Raw genomic sequence first — 22002 nt, 5'->3', positions numbered from 1 at the left:
GCGCGTGCCGCAGCAGGACGATCCGCCCGGCCCGTTGGTGCCGTTGGCCGCTGGCGCGAGTTCGCGCGTCTGCCGCGTGGGCGAGGGGCGCGTGGCCAAGATATTCCACGCCGCCGTGTCGGAGGAGATGATCGCCCGCGAGGTTGATGCGGCGACGCTGGCGGCGGAGGCGGGCCTGCCGGTCGCCCGGCCCCTGCGACGGCTGGACATGGCGGAGGGGCGGGCGATCCTCTATCCCGAAGTGACCGGGCCGACGCTGATGCGGCGCATGCGGCTGCGGCCTTTGCAATCGGGGTCGTGCCTGCGCGACATGGCGGCGCTGCATCGGCGGATTCACGGGGAGGCGGCACCGGGCCTGCGCTCCCTGCGGCAGGTGTTGCGCACGGACATCCTTTACGGCCCGGCGGATCGCGGCTTGCAGGAGGGGGCGGTGGCGCTGCTGGACGGACTGCCGGACGGCGACCGGCTGCTGCACGGCGATTTCCACATCGGCAATATCCTGCTGTCGCCTTCGGGCATGGTGGCGATCGACTGGTCGAAGGCGGCGCGTGGCGACTTCGTGCCCGACCTGTTGCGGACGGAGATGCTGCTGCGCTTCGGCGAGGGGCCGCAGGATCGGTTGACCAACATGGCGCGGGACTGGGCGGCGCGCCATTATGTCGCCAGCTACAGGCGGCTCGCCCCGGCGCTGGAGCATGGCGCGGAATGGCGGGCCGTCGTTGCGCTGGCCTGGTTGCGGGCGCGGCCGCCGGTCAGGCAGGCGGCCTTCCTGGCCTATTTGAACCGGGCCCTGGCGGAGGCGGGCCTGCCCCCCTACAGCGCGATGACCTGATCGGCCAGCCGTTCGACCTCCGCCCGGTCGTGGCTGACATAGAGCATCGGCATGGCGAGATCGCGCTTCATCCGTTCTATCACGGTCAGGATTTCCTCGCGCCGGGCGGGGTCGAGCGAGGACAGCGGCTCGTCCAGCAGCAGGAATCGAGGGCCGGACAGCAGCGCCCGTCCGATCGCGACGCGCTGCGCTTCGCCGCCGGACAGGGTGGCGGGCCAGCGGTCGAGCAGATGGCCGATGCCCAGAAAGTCCATGACCGCGTCGAACGGCAGCGGCGCGTCGCCATGGCGGCCGTAGAGCAGATTGGCGCGCACGCGCATCTGCGGGAACAGGCGCCCGTCCTGGAAGACATAGCCGGCGCGCCGCCGGGCGGCGGGAATGTCGATGCCCGCGCCGCTGTCGAACAGCGTCTCGCCGGCCACGGCGATCCGGCCGCTGTCGGGCGTCAATATGCCGGCGACCATGTTGAGGATGCTGGTCTTGCCCGCGCCGGAGGGGCCGAAAAGGGCGACGAGGCCGGCGCCTGCCTGCGCCCGCAGGTGGATGAGGCGATCGCCGATGCGATGGTCGACGGCGATGTCAAAGGACATGGTTGGTCCTTCCGCCGCTCGCCCGGCGGGCCAATGCCTCCGATGCGACCAGCGCGGCCAGCGACAGCAGGATCGAGATGATGGCGAGCCGGGTGACCGCCGATTCGGCGCCCGGCATCTGGAGCGCGGAATAGATGGCGATGGGCAGGGTGCGGGTTTCGCCCGGAACGTCGGAAACGAAGGTGATGGTCGCGCCGAACTCCCCGATGGAGCGGGCGAAGCCGAGCACCAGTCCCGCCACTATGCCCGGCAGCGACAGCGGCAGCGAAATGGTGAGGAAGACGCGCCACCGGCCCGCGCCCAGCGTCTGCGCGGCCTGTTCCAGCCGGTGGTCGATGCCCTCGATCGACAGCCGCATCGCGCGCACCATCAGGGGCATCGCCATGATCGCGGAGGCAAGCGCCGCGCCGGTCCAGCGGAACATGAAGCTGACGCCCAGCATCTGTTCGAACAGCCTGCCGAGCGGGCCGTTCGCGCCGAAGAGGAGCAGAAGCAGCCATCCGGTGACGACCGGCGGCACCACCAGCGGCAGATGGATCAGCGCATCCACGAGCAGCTTGCCGGGGAAGCGCGAGCGGGCGAGCAGCCAGGCGAAGGTGAAGGCGACCGGCAGCATCAGCCCGACCGCCACCAGACTGACCCGGAGCGACAGCGCAACGATGCCCCATTCATCGGCAGAGAGGATCATGCCGCCCTCTTTCGGTCAGGATAGGGGAAAACACCAGCCCCCCGTCATGTCCCGCTTATCGGCATTGCATCGGTCGAGGCCAGAGGGCAAAGCCGGACAGCCCTTCAGACTGGAGCATGTGCATGAAAGACCTGATTGCCTTCGACCTCGACGGAACGCTGGCGGAGAGCAAGCAGCCGCTGGGCGAGGCGATGGGCGACGCCCTGGCCCGGCTGTTGCAGGTGGCGCATGTCGCGGTGATCTCCGGCGGGGACTGGCCGCAATTCGACAAGCAGGTGGCGAGCCGCCTGCCGGAACGGGCCGACCGTTCGCGCCTGTGGCTGATGCCGACGACGGGGACCAAGCTCTACACCCATCGCGACGGGCAGTGGACGCCGGTCTATGCCGAACTGTTCGAGGAGGCGCAGAAGCAGGCGATCCTGGCGGCGTTCGACGCTTCGCTGGAGGCGACGGGCTTCGTGCCGGAAGAGGTGTGGGGCGAGCGGATCGAGGATCGCGGCAGCCAGATCACCTTTTCCGCGCTGGGCCAGCAGGCGCCGATCCATGCCAAGGATGTGTGGGACCCCGACTTCGCCAAGCGCAAGGTGATCCAGGCGGACCTGCGCCAGCGCCTGCCGGGACTGTCGATCAACATGGGCGGGGCGACCTCCATCGACATCACGCGGGAGGGGGTGGACAAGGCCTATGGCCTGAAGAAGCTGCGCGACGCGAGCGGGATCGCGCTGGAGGCGATGATGTTCATTGGCGATGCGATCTTCCCCGGCGGCAACGACTATCCGGCCAAGCAACTGGGCTTGGACACGGTGCGGGTGCGCGATCCGCAGGAGACGCTGGCGGTGATCGACGCGATCGTGGCCTGTCAGAGGTGACTTTCCCCTTCCTGCGGGAGGGGAGGAACAGGGTCACGGGCGGCTGAAGCCGTAGCGGGCGAGGATGTTCTGGCCGGCCCGCGACAGCAGGAAACGACGAAAGCCTTCCGCGTCCGGGTTCCGGCTCGCGCGCAGGCGGGCGAGGGGATAGCGGATCGGCGCATGGCTTCCCGCCGGGAAGGTGCCGACCACCAGGACAGCCTTCGATGCGCGGGCGTCGGTCGCATAGACGATGCCCAGCCGCGCCTCGCCCCGTTCCACCAGGGTCAGGGCGGACCGTACATTGTCGCCCAGCGCCAGCCGGTTGGCGACGCCGGGCCAGACGCCCAGCGCGCCCAGCGCCGCCTTGCCATATTTGCCCGCGGGCACGCTGTCCGGATTGGCCATGGCCAGCCGGGAGTCGCCCAGCGCCCGGGCGATCGGCATGCCGCGTGCGATGCGGAGCTTCAGCGGCGCGCGCGCCGGGGCGATCAGCACCAGCCGGTTGCCCGCCATGTCGGCCCTGCTGCCGCGCTGCACGAAGCCCGCCCTTTCGACATCGTCCATCCAGTCTTCGTCGGCCGACACGAACAGGTCTGCCGGGGCGCCGCCCCTGATCTGCCGGGCGAGCGCGGAGGAGGCGGCGAAGGACAGGACCGGCCGCGCATGGCGCTGCGCCGCCCAGGCATCGGCAGCGGCGCCCATCGCCTCCTGCATGCTGGCGGCGGCGAGCACCAGCGGGCCGCGCTGCTGCGCCATGGCCGGAACCGGCACCATATGGAGGAACAGGGCGATGGACGCGAGCGCGGGGAGAATCGGTTTCGGCATGACCCTTCTCCTGCCAGTTGCGCACCCTTTTGTCTTCGTCCTGCATCGGTTAAGCGGGAGCGTATGACCATGTTTCCGACCCCGCCGGTCCCGGCCTGATCGCACCGTGGCGGTCGTTCGTTCGCTTTGCGGTCAATGCGGCGTGGGATGCGGCATCCGCGCCGTCACCGGCGAGGGGCGCGAGGCGTCGATCGAGGGCGATCCCGTGCATCCTGCCAATGGCGGCCTGCTCTGCACCCGCAGCGAAGCGCTGAAGGACATGTTCGCGCTGGAGGGGCGGCTGTTGCGGCCGGTGGTGGATGGCCGCGCCGTCGGCTGGGACCGCGCCATCGACCAGGCTGCGCGCCGCCTGTCCGCCGTCATCGCCCGTCATGGTCGGGGCAGCGTGGCGATGCATGTGCCGGGTGGCCTGCTGACCGAAGACTATTATGTCGCCAACAAGCTGATGAAGGGGTTCATCGGCTCCGCGCATGTCGAGGCGCCTTGCAGCGAGGCGGGCGGCATGGCGGCGGCGCAGCGCGCGGCCTTTGGCGAGGATGTGATGCCCGCCGCCTATGAGGATCTGGCGCAGGCGGACATGCTGTTGCTGGTGGGCATGCCGACGGCCCGCCGCCATCCGGTGCTGCACGAGAGGATGGCCGAGGCGCGGGCGGAGCAGGGCGCGCGCCTGATCCTGATCGCGCATGCGGGCGACGGGCCGGAGGTCGAGGCGGATGAGCGCCTGACCGTCGCGCCGGGCAGCGAGGCGGCGCTGTTGAGCGGCCTGCTGCTGCATTGCCATGACAATGGCTTGCTGGACCGGGAATTTCTGGAACGGAGGCTGTCGGTGCCGGCCGGTTTCTGGGCGGGATTGAGCCGGGGGCATGACCTTTGGTCGGTGGCGCGCGCCTGCGGCCTGGCGCCGGGCGAGGTGCGTGCCTTCTACGAGCAGGTCGCGGCGGCGCCCCGGCTGGTGACGCTGTTCAGCCCGCATGGGCAGGGCGAGGAAGCGCATCGCCTGTCGGCCGCCATCCTCAATTTCCATCTGGCGACCGGACGCATCGGCAAGGCGGGCGCCGCGCCCTTCGCCGTCACGGACGCCGCCAACGGCATGGGCGTGCGGGAAGTCGGCTGCCGGGCCGGGGAACTGGCCGCGCACCGGGGTTTTTCGGAGGATGCCCTGGCGCAGGTCGGCCGTTTCTGGGGCGCGACGAGGCTGGCTGACAGGCCGGGGCTGGCCGGCGAGGCGCTGGCCGGGGCGATAGAGGCGGGGCGCATCAAGGCGCTGCTGATGCCCGGCGGCCTGCCTTCGGCGTCCCATCCGATCCGGGGCTTGCTGGAGCAGGTGCCGCTGGTCCTGTTGATGACGCCGTGGAGCGAGCCGGAAATGGACGCGCTGCGCATGGTCGCCTTGCCGTCCCCGCTATGGATCGAGAAGGATGGGACGCTGACCGGCGCCGACCGGCTGATCAGCCGCCAGCGCTGGTTGTTCCCGCTGCCCGGAGAGACCAAGCCCGACTGGTGGATACTCACCCGGATCGCGCAGGCCATGGGTTGGCGCGACGCCTTCCATTATGAGCGCCCCGCGGAAATCTATCGCGAGCATGTGCGGCTGACCGCCTATCGCAACGAGGGCAGGCCGTTGCTCAATCTCAAGCGGCATGCGCCGATTTCCAACCCGGCTTATGATGAGCTGACGCCGTGGCGCTGGGGGGAGGTGCCGTTCGACGAGGGGCTTTTCCCGACGGCGGATGGCAAGGCGCGGTTGATCGCCTTTTGGGATCAGGCCGCCTTTCGGGCCCGTTGACCGGCAAGGTGGCGGACTTCGGCTTCGGGGTGTGGGTGCGTCCGGAGCGGCAGGATTGGCCAGTTCGAGCCATCCGGATCAATCGGTCCGGCGATCCCGGAATCTGTCCCAGGCCTTTTACTGCGTTTTCCGGGTCGGTGGATGATTCCATCTGCCTGGAAAGCGCTTTAGGCCGGCTGAGCCGCGATGGCGCGGAGATGCTCCAGCAGCGCGTCGCCATTGGCGGCCCAAGTGAAGCGTAGCGCCGCTTCGCGGACGGCTTCCCGTTCGGGCGGGTTCACCAATATATCGCTGATGGCGGCGGCCAGCGCTTCGGGTTCGCGGGCGACGATCCGGCCCGCCTCCGGCCGGTCGAGCAGTTCGCGTGCTCCGCCGACATCGCTGATCACGACCGGCGTGCCGCAGGCCAGCGCCTCCACCCAGGCATTGGCCAGACCCTCGGACGAGGAGGGGAGCGCCATGACGTCGGCGGCGGCATAGATGCGCGGCAGGCGATCGTGCGGCACCGAGCCCAGGAAGCCGATGCGCCGGTCGACGCCCAGTTCCTCGGCCTGTTTTTCCAGGGCGCGGCGATATTGCCCCTGTCCGGCGAACAGCAGCGTGACGCCGGGCAGTTGCGGCAGCGCCTGGACCAGCAGTTCCTGCCCCTTGCGCGGGATGAGCGCGCCGACGCACAGCACCACCGGGCCTTCGAAACCCAGGCTTTCCTTCGCGGCGGCGCGGTCGCTTATTTCGAAACGGTCGAGGTCGACGCCGGTATAATGGACGCGGATCTTGTCCCCGTCGATGCCCATGCGCGCCATCGACCGGCGCATCGCGTCCGACACGGCAAGCAGGCCGGCGGCATCGTCGGCGGCGCGCTTCACCATCTTCCGCGTGCCCTTGCGCGTGCCCCAATAATGGATGTCGGCGCCGCGCGCCTTCACCGAATAGGGAATGCCGAGCGCGCGGGAAAGGCGCTGCGCCACCGGGCCGTCGGGGAAGAAGAAGCTGGCGTCGATGACATCGAAGGGCTGCTGCGCATGGAGGCGCCTGACCAGCGGCAGGATGGCGCGGGTCATGCTGTGGACGTTGAAGCGGCCGCCGAATTTGGGAATGATGGGGAAGACCGGGCGGTGGACGGTCAGGTCCTTCCACCGTTCCTTGGCGGGCAGGGCGCGCAGGGCGGCGTAGCGCCCGGCGCTCGACAGCGGCCAGGGCGGAATGCCGAGCGGCGCGACCACCGTGACCCTGACGCCGTCCCGGCTGGCCAGCTCGCGCGCCTGCCGTTCCACGAAGACGCCGAAATTGGGGCGGCTCATGTCCGGGAACAGGGTCGAGAGCATCAGGACGTTCAGCGTCATCGCATCCAACTATCTCTTGTTCCCGCATTGCCCCGGGCGTCCGGCGATGCCGTCCGACGGGACAATGCTGGGGCGGGTCTCTTTCCGGCAGACATGGTCAGGACAGGGTTAAGGATGAAAGCGCCTTTGTCTACAGCCGTCTGACCAGTTGGACCGCCACGGCGCCCCAGGGTGGGTCACTTATCACCTGCTGGCGCGTGCCGCTGCCCAGGGGGAGGATGTGCAGCCGGTCGTCCTCGCGCCCGATCAGCCGCCCGAACAGGAAGCGCCCGGCGTGGCGCGGCAAGAGCAGGTCGCGGTTGAGCACGCTGGAAAACTCCTCCGGCATGATGCGGCGGCACCATATCTCGTCACCGCTGCGGTAATCGCCGATGCTGCCCGATACCTGCACCCCCACCATCGCGTCCGCAGGGGCTGGCGGGGCGAGCGAGAGCGGGCGGGTGGGGGCGCGGGCGCCCTCCGGCCCCAGCAGGGCGGCCACGGGGACGACGTTCTGGCCCGGCAGCGCGACCAGTTCGGAAGAGGCGACACCCAATGCCTTTGCGATGCGGTTCAGCCAGTTGACCGATACGGTTCGGGTGCCCGTTTCAAGGCGGCCGATGGTCTGGGCGGTGGTGGGCGGGACGCATAAGGCGCCGACCTGTTCCAATGTGAGCCCCTTGGCCTTGCGTACCTCCCGGATGCGGGTGATCATATCTTGTCCTGTTTCACCTATTTGGTTTTAACGCTTTCCTACAAACAGGCCGGCATGGCAAGTCCCCCTGCATCGGATTGCTGCAAGGAGAAGCGCCATGGCCACGCAATATGTCGAACAGATCATAGAGGACCCCTTCGGCCGGGCGCAGAAGGTCGCGGTCAACCTGCACGAATCGCCCCTCGCCTGGCTGCATGCGCGGGGGCATCTGAGCGAGCGGCATTATCTTGCCGGCGACAGGCTGCGCGCCGATTGGGAGAAGGCGGGTCTGGGCCCGCGGATCACGATGCGCTGGGATGCGGCGCCGGGGCGGCAGCGGGCTGGCGGCGCGGCGGGAGCGGAGCCGGGCCTGGCGCAACTGTCCGCGCGGGAGCGGTTCGACGGCGCGATCCGCGCCGCGGGGCCGGGCTTGGCCGATGTGCTGTGGCGGGTGGTCTGCGCGGGCGAGGGGTTGAGCGCGGCGGAAAAGGCGCTGGGCTGGCCGACCCGGGCGGGCAAGCTGGTGCTGACGCTGGCGCTGGACCGCGTCGCCGCCTGGTATCGGGTGGGAGAGGCGGGGTGACGGCGGGGGCCGCCGCACGCTTTCCCGCCGCCGGCCCGATCCTCTCTTCGATCCCGGCCATTCACAACCAATTCAAGCAGCCGGCGTTATGCATGGCATGGATGCAGGATGAAGGAGAAAGGCAATGGCCTGGACCGGACGGAGGTTCCTCGCGGCGATCGGCCTTGCCGGTGCGCTGGCCCTGGGCGGCTGTGCTTATGACGATGGCTATTATGGCGGCGTGAGCGTGGGCAGCGGCTATTATGGCGGCGGCTATTATGATGACTATTGGGGTCCGGGCTATTATCGCCCGGGCTATTATGGCGGCTGGTATGACGGCTATTACTATCCGGGCAGCGGCTATTATGTGTACAACCGCAGCGGCCATCGCCAGCGTTGGAACGACGGCCAGCGCCGCTATTGGGAAGGACGCCGGGAGGCCCGCCGCGATGACGGCCGGCGCGGCAACTGGAACAATGGCGCACCGCGTCAGGGCTGGCGGGAGCGTTCCGGCGGCGATGGCAATGGGTGGAATGGAAATGGGCGGTGGAATGGAAATGGGCGGTGGAATGGAAATGGGCGGAACGCCCGACAGGGCAATCCCGCTGCGGGCGCGCAGGCGCCCGGGCCAGGAAGGGGACAAGGGGATATGACGACGCCACGGACCGAACGCAATTGGGGGACGCCGCGCACGCGGTCCGACGGCGGCGCGCATTCCGGTGGCGGCGGCCGCTCCGGCCGTGAGGGCTGGCGGGGTCGGCGCGACTGATGCGGCCTGGGTCCGGCGCGGTTATCGCCCTGCTCCTGCTCGCGGCCTGCGATGGCCGGGAGGAGAGCGCGATCGACAATCTGGCCAATGGCGCCAATGCGGCGCAGGTCGAAAATAATGTCCGGGCGGAGGCGCAGGCGGTTCTGGAGCCGCTGAATCCTCCCGCGCCGGGCATGCCCGGCGGCCTGCCGGTCGACCCGCGGCCGGTGGTGGAGGAAGACTCCATCGATCCCAAGGGCGCGCAGGGCGCCGCCCAGGTGGTGCAGGGCTATTACGGCCTGCTGGAGGAAAAGCGCTATAATGACGCGCAGGACCTGTGGAACGACAACAGCGCCATGGGGGCGGAAGACGATGCGCGCTTCGCCGCCCGTTTCCGCGGGTTCAGCGAAATCCATGCCCAGGTGGGCGCGCCCGGCGCGATCGAGGGGGCGGCGGGATCGCTGTTCGTGACGGTGCCGGTGCAGGTCTATGGCCGTCTGGCCGCCAACGGCAAGCCCTGGTATCGGCTGCGGCAGGTGACGCTGCGGCGGGCCAATGACGTGCCCGGCTCCAGCGAGGCGGACCGCCGCTGGCATATAGAGAGCATCGGCCCCTATGAACCGCCTGCCGGCGAAGCGACGGAGACGGCGGGCAACGCCATCTCCGCCACGGACAATCCGATCAGGAAATAGTCGCCTTCAGGATCTTGCCGGGGGTCTTGGGCGGCTCGCCCTTGGGCAGGGCGTCGACATGCTCCATGCCGGAAGTGACTTCGCCCCAGACGGTGTACTGGCCGTCGAGGAAGGTGGCGTCGTCGAAGCAGATGAAGAACTGGCTGTTGGCGCTGTTCGGGTTCATCGCGCGGGCCATGGAGCAGACGCCCCGGACATGCGGTTCGCGGCTGAATTCGGCCTTGAGGTCGGGCAGCTTCGACCCGCCCATGCCGGTGCCGGTCGGATCGCCGCCCTGCGCCATGAAGCCGGGGATGACGCGGTGGAAGACCACGCCGTCGTAGAAGCCGTCCCGGGCGAGCTGCGTGATGCGCTCCACATGGCCGGGGGCGAGGTCAGGACGCAGCTTGATGACGACGTCGCCGCCGCTGTCGAGGGTGAGGGTCAGGGTGTCGTCGGCCATGAAAAATCCTCTCTTCGGGGAAAATTGGGGAGATGGACCATATAGAGCGTTAAGACGGGGATGGAAGCCATTGCAATTGTGACGGGCATGGGCAAAAGCAGCGAAATGTTACAGGAACCGGACAGTAGGGGACGCGATGAGCGAGCGAGCCGATACGGCCGAACCCCGGCCGGACGAATTTGAGGATGTTGCCGCCGAGCAGGTCGAATCCCGCCATGATGAGGATGACCGGCTGAAGGGCGAATTCGTCGACGCCGTTCTGGATGCGGTGGAGGCGGATGACAGGGAACGGGCGCGCGAACTGGTGTCGCCGCTGCACCCGGCCGACATTGCCGACCTTCTGGAACTCACCCCGTCCGAACGGCGCGGGGAGGTGGCGGCCGCGCTGGGCGACCTGGTCGGCGCGGAGGTTCTGTCCGAACTCAACGACTATGTGCGCGACGACCTGCTGGACGCGCTGCTGCCCGAACAGGTGGCGGAGTTCGCCGCCGAACTCGACACCGACGACGCCGTCGCCATCATCGAGGATATGGAGGAGGCCGACCAGCAGGCCGTCCTCGACGCGATGGAGCCGGAGGACCGCGCCGCCATCGAAAGCGCGCTTTCCTATCCCGAGGAGTCCGCCGGCCGCCTGATGCAGCGCGACCTGGTCGCGGTGCCGGAGCATATGACGGTCGGGCAGGTGATCGACTATCTGCGCGACAATCGCGACCTGACGACCGATTTCTGGGAAATCTTCGTCGTGGACGAAGCGCACAAGCCGATCGGCACCTGCCAATTGAGCTGGGTGCTGACCTGCCCGCGCAGCGTCGCCATGGCGGACCTGATGAAGCGCGAACAGACCCTGATCCCGGTCGACATGGACCAGGAGGAGGTCGCGCTGCGCTTCCAGAAATATGCGCTGATCTCCGCCGCGGTGGTGGACGGCAGCGGCCGGCTGGTCGGCATGATCACGGTCGACGACATCGTCCACATCATCTCCGAGGAGGCGGGCGAGGACATACTCCGCCTGTCGGGCGCGGGCGAGGGCGACATCAACCAGCCGATCCTGGAAACCGTGCGCACGCGCCTGCAATGGCTGGTGGTCAATCTGGGCACGGCGATCCTGGCGGCGTCGGTGGTCGGGCTGTTCCAGTCGACCATCTCCAAATATGTGGTGCTCGCCGTGCTGATGCCGATCGTGTCGGGCATGGGCGGCAATGCGGGGACGCAGACCATGGCGGTCGCCGTGCGCGCGCTCGCCACCAACCAGCTCACCAGTTCCAACACCATCCGGCAGATCGTGCGCGAATTCCGCATCGCCAGCGCCAATGGCACCGCGCTCGGCATATTGATCGGCGTCGCGGTGGGCTTCATCTACGGCAATCACGATCTGGGGATCGTCATCGCGCTCGCCATGCTGATCAACAATCTGGTCGCCGGGCTGGCCGGCATATTGGTGCCGGTGACGCTCGACCGGATGAATATCGACCCGGCCGTTTCATCGGCGGTGTTCGTGACGACGATGACCGATGTGATGGGTTTCTTCTCCTTCCTTGGCCTTGCCACGGTCTGGGGTTTGTAATCGGCCAGCCAGCGCCCATCTTCGTGCCATGCCGCTTCACCTGACCAAGATCGCCTTTCGGAGCGAAAGTCCCGCGACGCTGCGCGCCTGGCTGGAAAGCCATGCGGAGGAGGCGCGGCTGACGACGCGCTATCTGCCCAAGCGGGTCGATGAACTGACGGGCGGTTCGCTCTTCTGGATTCATGGGCATCAGCTTGTCGGGCGCAGTCCTCTGCTGGGCTTTCAGGAGACCGGGCAGGGCCGTTACTGGATCAGGCTGGAGCCCCGGCTGATCCCGGTGCGCGCATTGCCCAAGCGGGCGCATCAGGGCTGGCGCTATCTGGAAGGCAAGGACGCGCCGCCCGATCTGGGCGAGGGCGAGGCGAACGATCTGGACGCCATGCCGACGCGGTTGCTGGGGGAGTTGTCGAAGCTGGGCTTGCTCTAACGTCTTGCATCATCCTGTTCCTGCCTTCGCAGGAACATAATGGGTCCGCGCAAGACCGGTTCCCACTTTTGCGCACGGTGCTCTAGACCAGCGCCTTCACCCGTTCTCCAATCTCCCGCAACTCTTCTACGAAGCGCTTTCTCTCTTCGGCTTTGCGCGTCTCTTCGGGCACCCGCAGCAAATAGCTGGGATGCACCGTGATCCAGCCCTGCGCGCCGCCCTCCAGCGCCAGTGGCGCGCCACGGAGTCGGCTGATCGTCACCGCCTTCCCCAGCAGCGCGCGCCCCGCCGTGGCGCCCAGCGCGACGATGATCCGGGGGCGGACCAGCTCCAGCTCCTGCGTCAGCCACCAGCGGCAGGCCTGGATTTCCGGCGTTTCCGGCGTCTGGTGTATGCGCCGCTTGCCCCGCCGCTCATGCTTGAAATGCTTGACGGCGTTGGTGATGTAGGCGCGCCGGCGGTCGATCCCGGCCTCTTCCAGCGCGCGGTCGAACAATTGCCCGGCCGGCCCGACGAAGGGGCGCCCGGCCAGATCCTCCTGATCGCCCGGCTGTTCCCCGATGAACATCAGCGGCGCATCGACCGGCCCCTCCCCGAACACCGTCTGCGTCGTGTCGCGGTAGAGCGGGCAGCGGATGCAGCCCATCGCCTCCTCGCGCAGCGCGCTCCAGGCCGTGGCGGCGTTCCCGTGCCGGGCGGCGGGTTTGGGTGGGGTCGCGATCATGGCCGCCTCCCTTGTCTGGGCGCCCGCCACCAGTTCGGGAATGAGCGCGGCCTCTGGCAGGTTGCGCCAATATTTCCGGGGCATTTCGGACAGCATCGCGCCGACCTTGAGCCGCGCCGGATTGAAGATCGCCGCATAATAGCCCTTCCAGATGTCCTCGACGGGATCGTCGCCCGGCGCATCCCTGCCCGTGGCGCCCGGTCCCTCGGTCAACGCCTCGCCGTCCCAATGGATGCTGAGTTCGGGCGTCAGGATCGACCAGCGCATCGAGGCGAAGCGCCGCACGAAGAATCCGGCATTGGCGCGGACGATATGATGGTCCGGTTCGAACCAGGCGACGAAGCGCGGCCCCTGCGCGTCGGCCAGTTCGCGGAAGCGGACGAAGGCGCGCATCTTGTGCATGTCGCGCCGCACGGCCTTGGCCAGCGATTCCACGCGCCGGACCAGTGGATCGGCGCGATCTTCCAGGCTGGCGGGGCGGTCGCGCAACCGGGCGAGCAAGGCGTAGAGCAGGGCGAAACGTTCCGGATCGCGGTGCAGGATCGCCGTTTCCGCCAGCTCGACAAAGGCGCGCGGGACGGAGAAGGCGGCTCCGCTTGCGACCGGAAGCGGTTCGTCGGCGGCGAAGAGGTCGCCAGCGCCCTCGCCGTCCTGCCAGACGATGTCGGCGGGCGCGATGCCCGCCAGCGTCAAGGCGCGGGCCGCGTCGCGCCAGCCGTCGAAATCATCCGGGCCGTTCAGCCTTGCGCGATACATGGTTCGGCATGGCTGCCCTGAGCGTGGCGCGCCGGGCCAGTGTCTGGGCCGGGTTCCCGGCTTCGCGGGAACAGGGAAGGAGCGCCTTCAGTCATTCGTCTCCGCTTCGGCGCGTTGCAGTTCGGCTGGCTTGCGCCGGGCGAACAGCGCCGCCAGCTTCTGCTCCTCCTCCGCGGTCAGTTCCTTCGCCGCGTCGGGGAACATCTCCTCCTCTTCCTCGTCGATATGGTGGAGGTAGCGCTTCTTGAGCTGGGCGAAGACGCGGTTCCATTCATCGCCGTTGAAGGGGAGGTCTTCCAGTTCCTCCAGATAATCGTCGATCTCCTTATGCTCCGACACGCTGTGCTGGGCATCCTCGCGCAGGTCGGGCCGCGCCAGCATGGTGGCGTAGAGCGTTTCCTCCTCCGCCGCGGCATGGGCGGTCACCTCCACCCGGAACTGTTCGAACAGCTTTTCCAGCCGATCCGGCTCGTCCTTCGCATCGGCCATCTTGTCGAATAGCTGCCGATGGGCGTCATGGTCCTGCTTCAACCGGTCGAAAATGCTGCTGTCGGCCATGGGGCATGCTCCTTCTCTTGCAGAAGGAACAACGATGGACCGCGGCTTTGGGTTCAGCCGAACAGTGCGCGAAAGATGATCGCGACGGGAATCCAGAGCAGTCCGCCGACGATGCTGGCGGACCAGAGCTGCACCAGATCGCGGCGGAAGCGAAGATCGAGGCTGTGCGCGGGCAGGCCGCTGCGGTCGAGCAACTCCCAGCGGCGTTCCAGTCCCCGCGCCGCGACGGCAAAGCCGCCGATCGCCACGATGATGCCGAGATGCAGCAGCAGCGATCCGCCCATCCTGGCGACGATGAATATCTGAAGCAGGCAGAAGATGACGAGAGCGGCGGCCAGATGGGTGCTCATCCGCTGGGCATGGCCCGTGCGGCGGGTTGCGCCATCGTTCCACTTCGTCGCCAAAAATCGGGCCCTTTCCTTGCGTCGGACAAGGAAAACATGAACCGCCCGTCCGATCAACGGCAAAATGCGCGCGACTCACGGAAAAAGCTCATATTGCGACGCGGGCGACGGCGCCATGGGCAGGGTCAGCCGGTCGGCCAGATGCACCGGCCGCCAGTCGGCCGCGACCAGGAAGGGGCGCAGCTTGGCGATGCTCTGCGTCAGCCGCGCGACATCGTCCAGCCGCAGCCGCCGGTGGCGGCGGCTGGCGACGATCCGGTCCACGGCCTTCACGCCCAGCCCCGGCACCCGCAGCAATGCTTCGCGCGGGGCGCGGTTGACGTCGACCGGAAAGGAATCCCGATGCCGCAGCGCCCAGGCGAGCTTGGGATCGATGTCGAGCGGCAGGCAGCCGGTGACGGGATCGGTGGCGCTTTCCAGTTCCTGCGCCGAATAGCCGTAGAAGCGCATCATCCAGTCGGATTGGTAGAGCCGATGCTCGCGCATCAGCGGCGGACGCTTCAAGGGCAGCACGCTGCTGGGCGAGGGGATGGGCGAGAAGGCGCTGTAATAGACGCGGCGCAGCCTGTGCCGGCTGTAGAGCGAACTCGCGCGCCGGATGATGGCGCGGTCGTCCGCCTGGTCCGCGCCGACGATCATCTGGGTGGACTGGCCGGCCGGGGCGAAGCGTGGCGCATGGGTGTAGCGGCGGCTGGCGTCCGACCCGTCCTCCATGGCGTCGCGCATCCCCGCCATGGCGCTTTCGATCCGGTCCTTGTCCTTCTCCGGCGCCAGACTGCGCAGGCCCTGCTCGGTGGGCAGTTCGACGTTGATCGACAGCCGGTCGGCATAAAGGCCCGCCTGATGCGCCAGTTCCGGATCGGCGTCGGGAATGGTCTTGAGGTGGATATAGCCGCGGAAATCATGCTCTTCCCGCAGGCTCCGGGCCACCGCCACCATCTGTTCCATCGTGTAATCGGACGAACGGATGATGCCGGAGGAAAGGAACAGCCCCTCAATATAGTTGCGGCGGTAGAAGCTGAGCGTCAGGTCGACCACTTCCCGCACGGTGAAGCGGGCGCGCCGCACGTCGCTGGACCGGCGGTTGATGCAATAATGGCAGTCGAAGATGCAGCTGTTGGTCAGCAGGATCTTGAGCAGCGAAATGCAGCGGCCATCGGGTGCATAGGCATGGCAGATGCCCATGCCCTCGGTCGAGCCGATGCCGCCCTTCCGCCCCGACGCGCTGTCGCGCTTCGCCGTGCCGGACGACGCGCAGGATGCGTCATATTTGGCGGCGTCGGCGAGGATTTCCAGCTTCTGTCGGGCGGAGAGGGTGGCCATGACTGTTCATCATATGTTCTCCGATCTCCCCTGTCCATAATCTCGATCAGTCAGGCTTGCGCAGGCTCGGCGTCCAGAACCTGGCGGACCTTCACCGCCAGCTGTCCGAGGGTGAAGGGCTTGGCGAGGAAGGAGACCCCGGGGTCGAGCATGCCGTTGTGGACGATGGCGTTGCGGGTGTAGCCCGTGGTGTAGAGGATCTTGAGGCCGGGGTGGCTTGCCCGCGCCCGGTCGGCCAGCACGCGCCCGTTGATGCCGGGCATGACGACGTCGGTGAACAGCATGTCGATGCGCGGCTGGATCGTCAGCATCTCCAGCGCCTGTTCGCCATCGGAGGCCTGGACGATGGTGTAGCCCAGCTCACGCAGCGAATCGACGGACATGTGCCGGACGCGTTCCTCGTCCTCCACCACCAGGATGATCTCTTCGCCCCGGGCGCGGGGCAGTTCGGCAGGCGCCGCCATCAGGGTGCCGGCGGCCGGTTCGGGCCCGTAATGGCGCGGCAGGTAGATCTTGATGACCGTGCCTTCGCCCGGTTCGGAATAGATTTTCACATGGCCGCGCGACTGCTTGATGAAGCCGAAAACCTGGCTGAGGCCGAGGCCGGTGCCCTTGCCCACGCCCTTGGTCGTGAAGAAGGGGTCGAAGGCGCGCTCCACCACCTCGGGCGGCATGCCGGTGCCGCTGTCGGTGACGGATACCATCACATATTGGCCGGCCGCGACATCGCCATGGACCGCGGCATAGGCGTCGTCGAGATGGGCATTGGCCGTCTCGATCGTCAGCCGGCCGCCCATGGGCATGGCGTCGCGCGAATTGACGCAGAGGTTGATGATGGCCGATTCGAGCTGGCTGGCGTCGATGCTGGCGCGCCACAGCCCGCCCGCCAGCACGGTTTCCACCCGGATGCTCTCCCCGATGGTGCGGCGCAGCAGTTCCGACATGCCGCCGACCAGCTTGTTGACGTCGGTCGGCTGCGGGTCGAGCGGCTGCTGGCGGGAAAAGGCGAGCAGCCGGGCGGTAAGCTGGGCGGCGCGCTGCGCCCCTTCGGTGGCATTGTCGATGCCCCTGACGACCCGGGTGTCGGCGTCCGGCGCCAGCCGCCGCCGGACGATGTCCAGCGAGCCGATGACGATGGCGAGCATATTGTTGAAGTCATGGGCGATGCCGCCGGTCAGTTGGCCGATCGACTCCATTTTCTGCATCTGGCGCAATTGCCCCTCGGCCGTTTCGCGGTCCCGCGCCTCGCTCATCAGGCGCCGGTTGATGTCGGCCAGCGCCTGCTGGCTTTCGGTGGCCTCGGCCACGCGGCGATAGGCGGTGCGCAGCGCCACCGCGCCCAACAGGGTGATCAGCACGGCGGACACGGCAAGCCCGGCCGAAACCATGGTGCTGAGGCGGTTGTCATTGGCCGTCCGGCCCTTCAGCAACTGCGCTTCCCGCGCCCGCATCGTCGCGACCAGCGCGCGGATGCGGGCCATCGTCACCATGCCCGCATCGAAGTCGCCCGCCGGCACGACCTCGCCCCGCCGCCGCCTTTCTATGCCCGTGCGCATCAGGAACAGGCGGTCGTCGAGCAACTCCTCCAGCTCCTCCACCGATCGGGCCTGCGGGGGATTGTCGCGCACCTCCATGCGCAGGGCGGCCAGTTCCTGCCGCCACTGGCCGCGGAAGACCTCATAGGGGCCGAGGAAGGAATCCTTGCGCGTCAGCATGAAGCCGCGCTGCGCGCTTTCGGCCTCCTGCGCGTGGAGCAGCAGCGCGGAAAGCTGGTTCTCGACGCGCAATGTGTGCTGAACCCAGATGTTGACCCGCTGCTGCACCGCATAGAGCCAATAGGTGCTGCCGAACGCCAGCCCGACGATCAGCAAGGCCAACAGCAGCAGGAAGATCGACCGTTCGGGGCGGATCGCGGGCATGGGGTGGAACATGCGAAAATATGGCGCGGGGAGCAAGCGGCGATAGGCTGTTGTAATCAGGTGAGGTCTGGCAGGCCTGCCTGGCTTGGCCACCCTTGGCGGGCTCGTCCCTCCCGAAGGAAGAAGCCGTGGTCGAAACCGTCTAGAGCGAATCGACATTCAGCCCTGACGGCCTGCAAATGACGCTTTTCCGTGCTTCCGGTGCTCACCTACTTTGCGTAGGCTGCGCTCCGGGTCACGGAAAACCGCCATTTTCGGCTCGTCATCATCTGAATGTCGATTGGCTCTAGTCCCGCCAGCTCGAATCGATCCGGTCGATCTTGCGCACCATCGCTTCGAAATCGGGCACGCCCGGGCCGAGCGGCAATTGCACGCCGCTGAGGTCGCGCTGGTGCACGGCGATGACCTCCGGCGGGATGTCGACCGGCGTTCCGGCGGCGCCGGTCGCGACCTGGATTTCGCAGGCGCGCTGGAGCATCCACTGGATCAGGAAGGCTTCCGGCAGAGATTGCGCCATGACCAGCGTGCCATGGTTGCGCAGCATCATGATCCGCCGCTCGCCCAGATGGGCGATCAGCCGTTCCCCTTCCTCCGCCCGGATCGTGACGCCTTCGAAGTCATGATAGGCGATTCGGCCGATGAAGGCCGCGGCGTAGAAATTGGTCGGCGTCAGCCCCTCCCGCGTGGCGCTGACGGCCATGCCGGCGGTGGTGTGGGTGTGGATGATGCAATGCGCGTCGGGCAGGTGGCGGTGGAAGACGCTGTGCTGGGTGAAGCCGGCGCGGTTCACCGGATAGGGGCTGCCGTCCAGCACATGGCCGTCCATGTCGATCTTGACGAGGTTCGACGCCGTCACCTCTCCATAGAGCAGGCCGAAGGGGTTGATGAGGAAGGCGTTCTCCTCCTCCGGCACGCGCAGGGTGATGTGGTTGTAGATCAGCTCCGACCAGCCGAGATGGTCGAAAATGCGGTAACAGGCGGCGAGTTGCTGGCGCGCGGCCCATTCCGTGGCCGACATGTCGGGGCGCTGGCCCGTGGTCCTGGCGGCAGTTGCCATGGCGATCCTCCTCCTTGTTTATGGGGCGACTATCTGCCTGTCCCGCGCCCCTGTCGAGAAAAACGGCTTTTGGGTTGAATTTGCGCGACTCTGCTGGTAGGGCGCGCCCCACACGGCGCAGGGTGACCTGCGGCGACTCACCGCTATTTCATTCGGGCGGCCCGTCGGGAAGGGTTATGTTTCCTGGCGATCCGTCCGTTTTCGACTGGAGTTTGACTGGCTTATGCAAATCATCGTTCGCGACAACAATGTCGACCAGGCCCTGCGCGCGCTCAAGAAGAAGCTGCAGCGCGAGGGCGTGTATCGCGAGATGAAGCTGCGCCGTCACTATGAGAAGCCGTCCGAAAAGCGCGCGCGCGAAAAGGCTGCCGCCGTTCGCCGCGCCCGCAAGCTGGAGCGCAAGCGCGCCGAGCGCGACGGCGTCCGTTAAGGACCGCCTTTGTCGGGGCGGTCGACCGATCGTCCCGTCCCTCTGCTGACAGAAAACATCACCCGCACCAATTTGCGAGGCTTAAGCCATGTCGACCACGGCCGTTCCCCTTCATCCTATCGCCAAGGGGTCGCTGACGCGGCTCTGGGTGGGTGTCGCCGTGGTGGCGCTGGCGGCCGGTGGCCTGGCCTGGGCCGGGCAGCAGGGCGTGAAGCCTTCGCCCGCCAGCTTCCTGGCGCATAATGGCGGCGAAGAGGGCGTGGTGACGACCGAATCGGGCCTGCAGTTCAAGGTGCTGGAGGAAGGCGCCGGTCCCAGCCCGACGCCCGCCGACGTGGCGCTGGTAGGCTATAAGGGCACGCTGCTCGACGGCACGGTGTTCGACGAGAATCCGCAGACCGCCATGCCGGTGGACGGCGTGGTTCCCGGCTTCTCCGAAGGCCTGCAGAAGATGAAGAAGGGCGGCAAGTATCGCCTGTGGATTCCGCCGCAGCTTGGCTATGGCGAGCAGGCGGCGGGGCCGATCCCGGCCAATTCCGTGCTGGTGTTCGACGTCCAGTTGCATGACTTCAAGTCCAAGGCGGACATCATGCGCATGCAGCAGATGATGCAGCAGCAGGGCGGAATGCCGCAGGGCGTGCCGGGCCAATAAGTCGGCAACAGTCGAAAAGCGAAAAAGGGGCCGGGATTTTCCTGGCCCTTTTTCGTAGCGGATTTGCCTTGTCCATCTGCAATCCGCTGTTGCGGAGGCGGGACCCCGGTTCAGGCCGTGCCATGATCCGCTAATGCAGGGGTAAGGTGCGGAGACCATCTATCCTGCGACCGGAACCGCCGCGCTCCTGTCATTCTCCGCCTCCAGCGCTTTCGACCGCTCCTCCAGATAGACCTTGATCATCGCGACGATGGGGTCGGCGAGGAACAGTCCCATGATCCCGAACAGCGCGCCGAAGAGGATTTGCGCCGCAAGGACGAGCGCGGGCGCCAGATCGGTGGCGCGTTTGGCCACCATGGGCACGATCAGGTAGCCGTCGACGATCTGCACCACCAGATAGACCCCGAAAGCGTAGAGCCCCGCATCCACACCGGCGGAAAAGCCGACCAGCACGATCAGCACGCCCGATATGATCGACCCGATATTGGGCAGGAAGGCGAACAGCCCGGTCAATATGCCCAGCAGCCCCGCCATCGGCACGCCGCCCGCCCAGAGCAGCAGCCAGGTGCCCACCCCCTCCACCGCCATGCCGATCAGCCGGCCGAACATCAGCCGCCGCAAGGTCCAGCCCATCCTGTCGGCAATGGCGTAGAAGCGGCCGCGCTTGTCCATCGGCAGCATCCAGGCGACGCCGCGCTCGTAGAGCTTGGGCTCGATCGCGATGAAGATGGCGAGCACCAGCATCATCACGCCGCTGGTGATTGCGCCGACCATGGTGCCGACCGCCGCCGTCACCCGGCCGAGCGAACTCATCGCCTGCTGCGCCAGGCTCTTGAAATCCTCCGGCGTGGTGGTGACGCCCAGTTGCTGGAGCCACTGGCCGATACGGTTCACCTGCGTCTCCACGATGACCCGCATCGCCTGCGCTTGCGCCGCCAGGCTCGATCCGGTCAGGTAGAAGGTATAGACCAGGAAGGCGAGGGCGGCGATCAGCACGATGGCCAGCCGCCAGCCGCGCCCGATGGGCAGCACCCGGCCCAGCAGCCGCGTACCGCCGTCCATCATCGTCGTCAGCACCAGCGCGCCCATGATCAGCATGATGGGCTGCGCCAGCAGGACGAGCAGGGCGATGGCGATGCCGATGGCGAACCACACGCCGGCCCGCTTTATCTCATGCTGGACCAGCGGGCTGCGCAACTCGCTGGGGCCGGGTTCCTCTATGTGGATTTTCGTCCCGCTCAACCCAAGCCCCTATCGTGAAATGCTTATTTCGGCGGGGTAACGCTCGCCGGGCGCAGGCTGTTCCCCGCGCGGCCACCGCGGAAGGCATGGAGCCAGCTCAGCGGGTTCCAGGATGCATCGCCGTCAAGTGAGAAGGTGATGAATTCCGCCCGCCCGCCAATGGCTTCCCACGGCACCGGCCCGCCCAGTCCGTTTTCCTCCAGCGGTGCGCGGCTGTCGGCGCTGTTGTCGCGATTGTCGCCCATCAGGAACACGTGATTCGCCGGAATCCGCACTGGCCCGTACCAGTCGAGCGTGCTTGGCCCCATGTCGATGGTGACGTAGCTCCTGCCATTGGGCAGCACCTCCTGCCGCACCGGCAGTTCGCACCAGCTCTTGCCGTTGGCGTCCGTCACCAGCGCGCCGGGAAATTGCATGGGCGGGCAGGGCGCGTTGCCGTCCACGGGAATGCGGATGGGCTTCAGCACCCTTTGCGGCACGGGCACGCCGTTCAGCACGACCTGGCCCCCGCGCACCTCCAATATGTCGCCGGGCAGGCCGATGACCCGCTTGATATAATCCTCCCGCTTGTTCTGCGGAGAGACGATGACGATGTCGCCCCGCTCCGGCAGGCGCCCGAAGATCCGGCCTTTCAGGAAGGGCAGCGGGTGGAAGCTGGGGGAGACATAGGACCAGCCATAGGGATATTTGCTGACCACCAGCCGGTCGCCCTTCAACAGCACCGGCATCATCGATTCGCTGGGAATGTAGAAGGGTTTGGCGACGAAGCTGTGGAAGGCCAGCACCGCCAGGATCAGCAGGGCGATGCTCTTCGCCTCGTGCCACCAGTCGAGGGATGCCTTTTCCGGTTCGGAAGCCGGGCTGGGCTGTTCGGACGGGGCGGATTCGTTTTCGGTCATGTCGGCTGCCGTCAT

Annotated in this window: 24 protein-coding genes; 10 read left to right on the top strand and 14 right to left on the bottom strand. The window is 67.4% G+C overall.

Annotation, left to right across the window (positions count from 1 at the left end):
* Positions 1–4 precede the first annotated feature (4 nt).
* A complete protein-coding gene (locus A0J57_RS10960; protein WP_061939396.1) occupies positions 5–832 on the top strand; it encodes an aminoglycoside phosphotransferase family protein in 828 nt (275 codons plus the stop codon).
* Here A0J57_RS10960 and A0J57_RS10955 read toward each other — a convergent pair.
* Entirely contained in the window at positions 814–1422 is a 609-nt protein-coding gene (locus A0J57_RS10955) for an ATP-binding cassette domain-containing protein (protein ID WP_025549854.1), read from the bottom strand. The two genes, A0J57_RS10960 and A0J57_RS10955, sit on opposite strands and share 19 nt — an antisense overlap.
* Positions 1412–2110, bottom strand: a complete 699-nt coding sequence (gene modB / locus A0J57_RS10950; RefSeq protein ID WP_044661392.1) for a molybdate ABC transporter permease subunit — start codon at positions 2108–2110, stop codon at positions 1412–1414. The genes A0J57_RS10955 and modB overlap by 11 nt, the downstream gene beginning before the upstream one ends.
* A gap of 122 nt (positions 2111–2232) precedes the next feature.
* Between modB and A0J57_RS10945 the strand changes: the two genes are divergently transcribed.
* Positions 2233–2979 (top strand): HAD-IIB family hydrolase, encoded by a 747-nt coding sequence (locus A0J57_RS10945; protein ID WP_061939406.1) that lies wholly within the window; start codon positions 2233–2235, stop codon positions 2977–2979.
* Positions 2980–3012: 33 nt separating this feature from the next.
* Here A0J57_RS10945 and modA read toward each other — a convergent pair whose 3' ends face one another.
* Positions 3013–3786, bottom strand: a complete 774-nt coding sequence (gene modA, locus A0J57_RS10940; protein WP_061939394.1) for a molybdate ABC transporter substrate-binding protein — start codon at positions 3784–3786, stop codon at positions 3013–3015.
* A gap of 106 nt (positions 3787–3892) precedes the next feature.
* Here modA and A0J57_RS10935 point away from each other — a divergent pair, with 106 nt between their 5' ends.
* Complete coding sequence (locus A0J57_RS10935) at positions 3893–5572, top strand: molybdopterin oxidoreductase family protein (protein ID WP_061939392.1); 1680 nt, start codon at positions 3893–3895, stop codon at positions 5570–5572.
* 167 nt (positions 5573–5739) lie between these two features.
* On the opposite strand, the gene A0J57_RS10930 is transcribed toward A0J57_RS10935, so the two are convergent.
* Together A0J57_RS10930 and A0J57_RS10925 are read right to left on the bottom strand one after the other, a co-directional pair.
* Positions 5740–6915, bottom strand: a complete 1176-nt coding sequence (locus A0J57_RS10930) for a glycosyltransferase (protein WP_044663001.1) — start codon at positions 6913–6915, stop codon at positions 5740–5742.
* 130 nt (positions 6916–7045) lie between these two features.
* Positions 7046–7609 carry a helix-turn-helix domain-containing protein gene (locus tag A0J57_RS10925; protein ID WP_044661396.1) on the bottom strand — a complete coding sequence of 188 codons (564 nt, stop codon included), beginning with the start codon at positions 7607–7609 and terminating at the stop codon, positions 7046–7048.
* Between the two features lie 97 nt (positions 7610–7706).
* Between A0J57_RS10925 and A0J57_RS10920 the strand changes: the two genes are divergently transcribed.
* The 3 genes from A0J57_RS10920 (at position 7707) to A0J57_RS10910 (ending at position 9590) form a co-directional block, all read left to right on the top strand.
* Entirely contained in the window at positions 7707–8171 is a 465-nt protein-coding gene (locus tag A0J57_RS10920; RefSeq protein ID WP_048576260.1) for a DUF6456 domain-containing protein, read from the top strand.
* A 124-nt stretch (positions 8172–8295) separates the two neighbouring features.
* Positions 8296–8919: a hypothetical protein gene (locus A0J57_RS10915; protein ID WP_061939390.1), complete on the top strand. Its 624-nt coding sequence runs from the start codon at positions 8296–8298 to the stop codon at positions 8917–8919.
* Entirely contained in the window at positions 8919–9590 is a 672-nt protein-coding gene (locus A0J57_RS10910) for a hypothetical protein (protein WP_025549861.1), read from the top strand. Before A0J57_RS10915 ends, A0J57_RS10910 begins: the two co-directional genes overlap by 1 nt.
* Here A0J57_RS10910 and A0J57_RS10905 read toward each other — a convergent pair.
* Positions 9580–10032 carry a peptidylprolyl isomerase gene (locus tag A0J57_RS10905; protein WP_025549862.1) on the bottom strand — a complete coding sequence of 151 codons (453 nt, stop codon included), beginning with the start codon at positions 10030–10032 and terminating at the stop codon, positions 9580–9582. The genes A0J57_RS10910 and A0J57_RS10905 overlap by 11 nt on opposite strands.
* Positions 10033–10168: 136 nt before the next feature.
* On the opposite strand from A0J57_RS10905, the gene mgtE reads away from it, so the two are divergent.
* Both mgtE and A0J57_RS10895 read left to right on the top strand, forming a co-directional pair.
* Complete coding sequence (gene mgtE, locus A0J57_RS10900; protein WP_025549863.1) at positions 10169–11596, top strand: magnesium transporter; 1428 nt, start codon at positions 10169–10171, stop codon at positions 11594–11596.
* A 28-nt stretch (positions 11597–11624) separates the two neighbouring features.
* Complete coding sequence (locus A0J57_RS10895) at positions 11625–12023, top strand: DUF1489 family protein (RefSeq protein ID WP_025549864.1); 399 nt, start codon at positions 11625–11627, stop codon at positions 12021–12023.
* A gap of 82 nt (positions 12024–12105) precedes the next feature.
* Here the strand turns inward: A0J57_RS10895 and A0J57_RS10890 are convergent, their stop codons facing one another.
* The 6 genes from A0J57_RS10890 to A0J57_RS10865 form a co-directional block, all read right to left on the bottom strand.
* Complete coding sequence (locus A0J57_RS10890; RefSeq protein WP_061939388.1) at positions 12106–13503, bottom strand: UdgX family uracil-DNA binding protein; 1398 nt, start codon at positions 13501–13503, stop codon at positions 12106–12108.
* Positions 13504–13590: 87 nt separating this feature from the next.
* On the bottom strand, positions 13591–14061 hold the full coding sequence (locus A0J57_RS10885; RefSeq protein WP_025549866.1) for a hemerythrin domain-containing protein: 471 nt from the start codon (positions 14059–14061) through the stop codon (positions 13591–13593).
* Between the two features lie 53 nt (positions 14062–14114).
* Entirely contained in the window at positions 14115–14465 is a 351-nt protein-coding gene (locus A0J57_RS10880; RefSeq protein ID WP_025549867.1) for a hypothetical protein, read from the bottom strand.
* Positions 14466–14540: 75 nt separating this feature from the next.
* Positions 14541–15788: a putative DNA modification/repair radical SAM protein gene (locus A0J57_RS10875; RefSeq protein ID WP_061939386.1), complete on the bottom strand. Its 1248-nt coding sequence runs from the start codon at positions 15786–15788 to the stop codon at positions 14541–14543.
* Between the two features lie 50 nt (positions 15789–15838).
* Complete coding sequence (locus A0J57_RS10870; protein WP_061939404.1) at positions 15839–17707, bottom strand: CHASE3 domain-containing protein; 1869 nt, start codon at positions 17705–17707, stop codon at positions 15839–15841.
* Positions 17708–17993: 286 nt separating this feature from the next.
* On the bottom strand, positions 17994–18764 hold the full coding sequence (locus A0J57_RS10865) for a class II aldolase/adducin family protein (protein WP_025551892.1): 771 nt from the start codon (positions 18762–18764) through the stop codon (positions 17994–17996).
* A gap of 223 nt (positions 18765–18987) precedes the next feature.
* Between A0J57_RS10865 and rpsU the strand changes: the two genes are divergently transcribed.
* Positions 18988–19194, top strand: coding sequence for a 30S ribosomal protein S21 (rpsU, locus tag A0J57_RS10860; protein WP_004208618.1), 207 nt, complete (start codon positions 18988–18990; stop codon positions 19192–19194).
* An 88-nt stretch (positions 19195–19282) separates the two neighbouring features.
* The gene (locus tag A0J57_RS10855; RefSeq protein ID WP_044661401.1) at positions 19283–19846 is read left to right on the top strand and encodes an FKBP-type peptidyl-prolyl cis-trans isomerase; all 564 of its coding nucleotides are present in this window, start codon (positions 19283–19285) and stop codon (positions 19844–19846) included.
* A gap of 159 nt (positions 19847–20005) precedes the next feature.
* Here the strand turns inward: A0J57_RS10855 and A0J57_RS10850 are convergent, their stop codons facing one another.
* Entirely contained in the window at positions 20006–21088 is a 1083-nt protein-coding gene (locus A0J57_RS10850) for an AI-2E family transporter (protein WP_025551896.1), read from the bottom strand.
* A gap of 23 nt (positions 21089–21111) precedes the next feature.
* Positions 21112–22002: a signal peptidase I gene (lepB, locus tag A0J57_RS10845; protein WP_044661403.1), complete on the bottom strand. Its 891-nt coding sequence runs from the start codon at positions 22000–22002 to the stop codon at positions 21112–21114.

This window comes from Sphingobium sp. 22B, assembly GCF_001580035.1.
In the GTDB taxonomy this organism is placed as follows: domain Bacteria; phylum Pseudomonadota; class Alphaproteobacteria; order Sphingomonadales; family Sphingomonadaceae; genus Sphingobium; species Sphingobium fuliginis.
The sequence above is the reverse complement of the archived record's forward strand: the minus strand, read 5'-3'. Positions and strand labels throughout refer to the sequence as shown.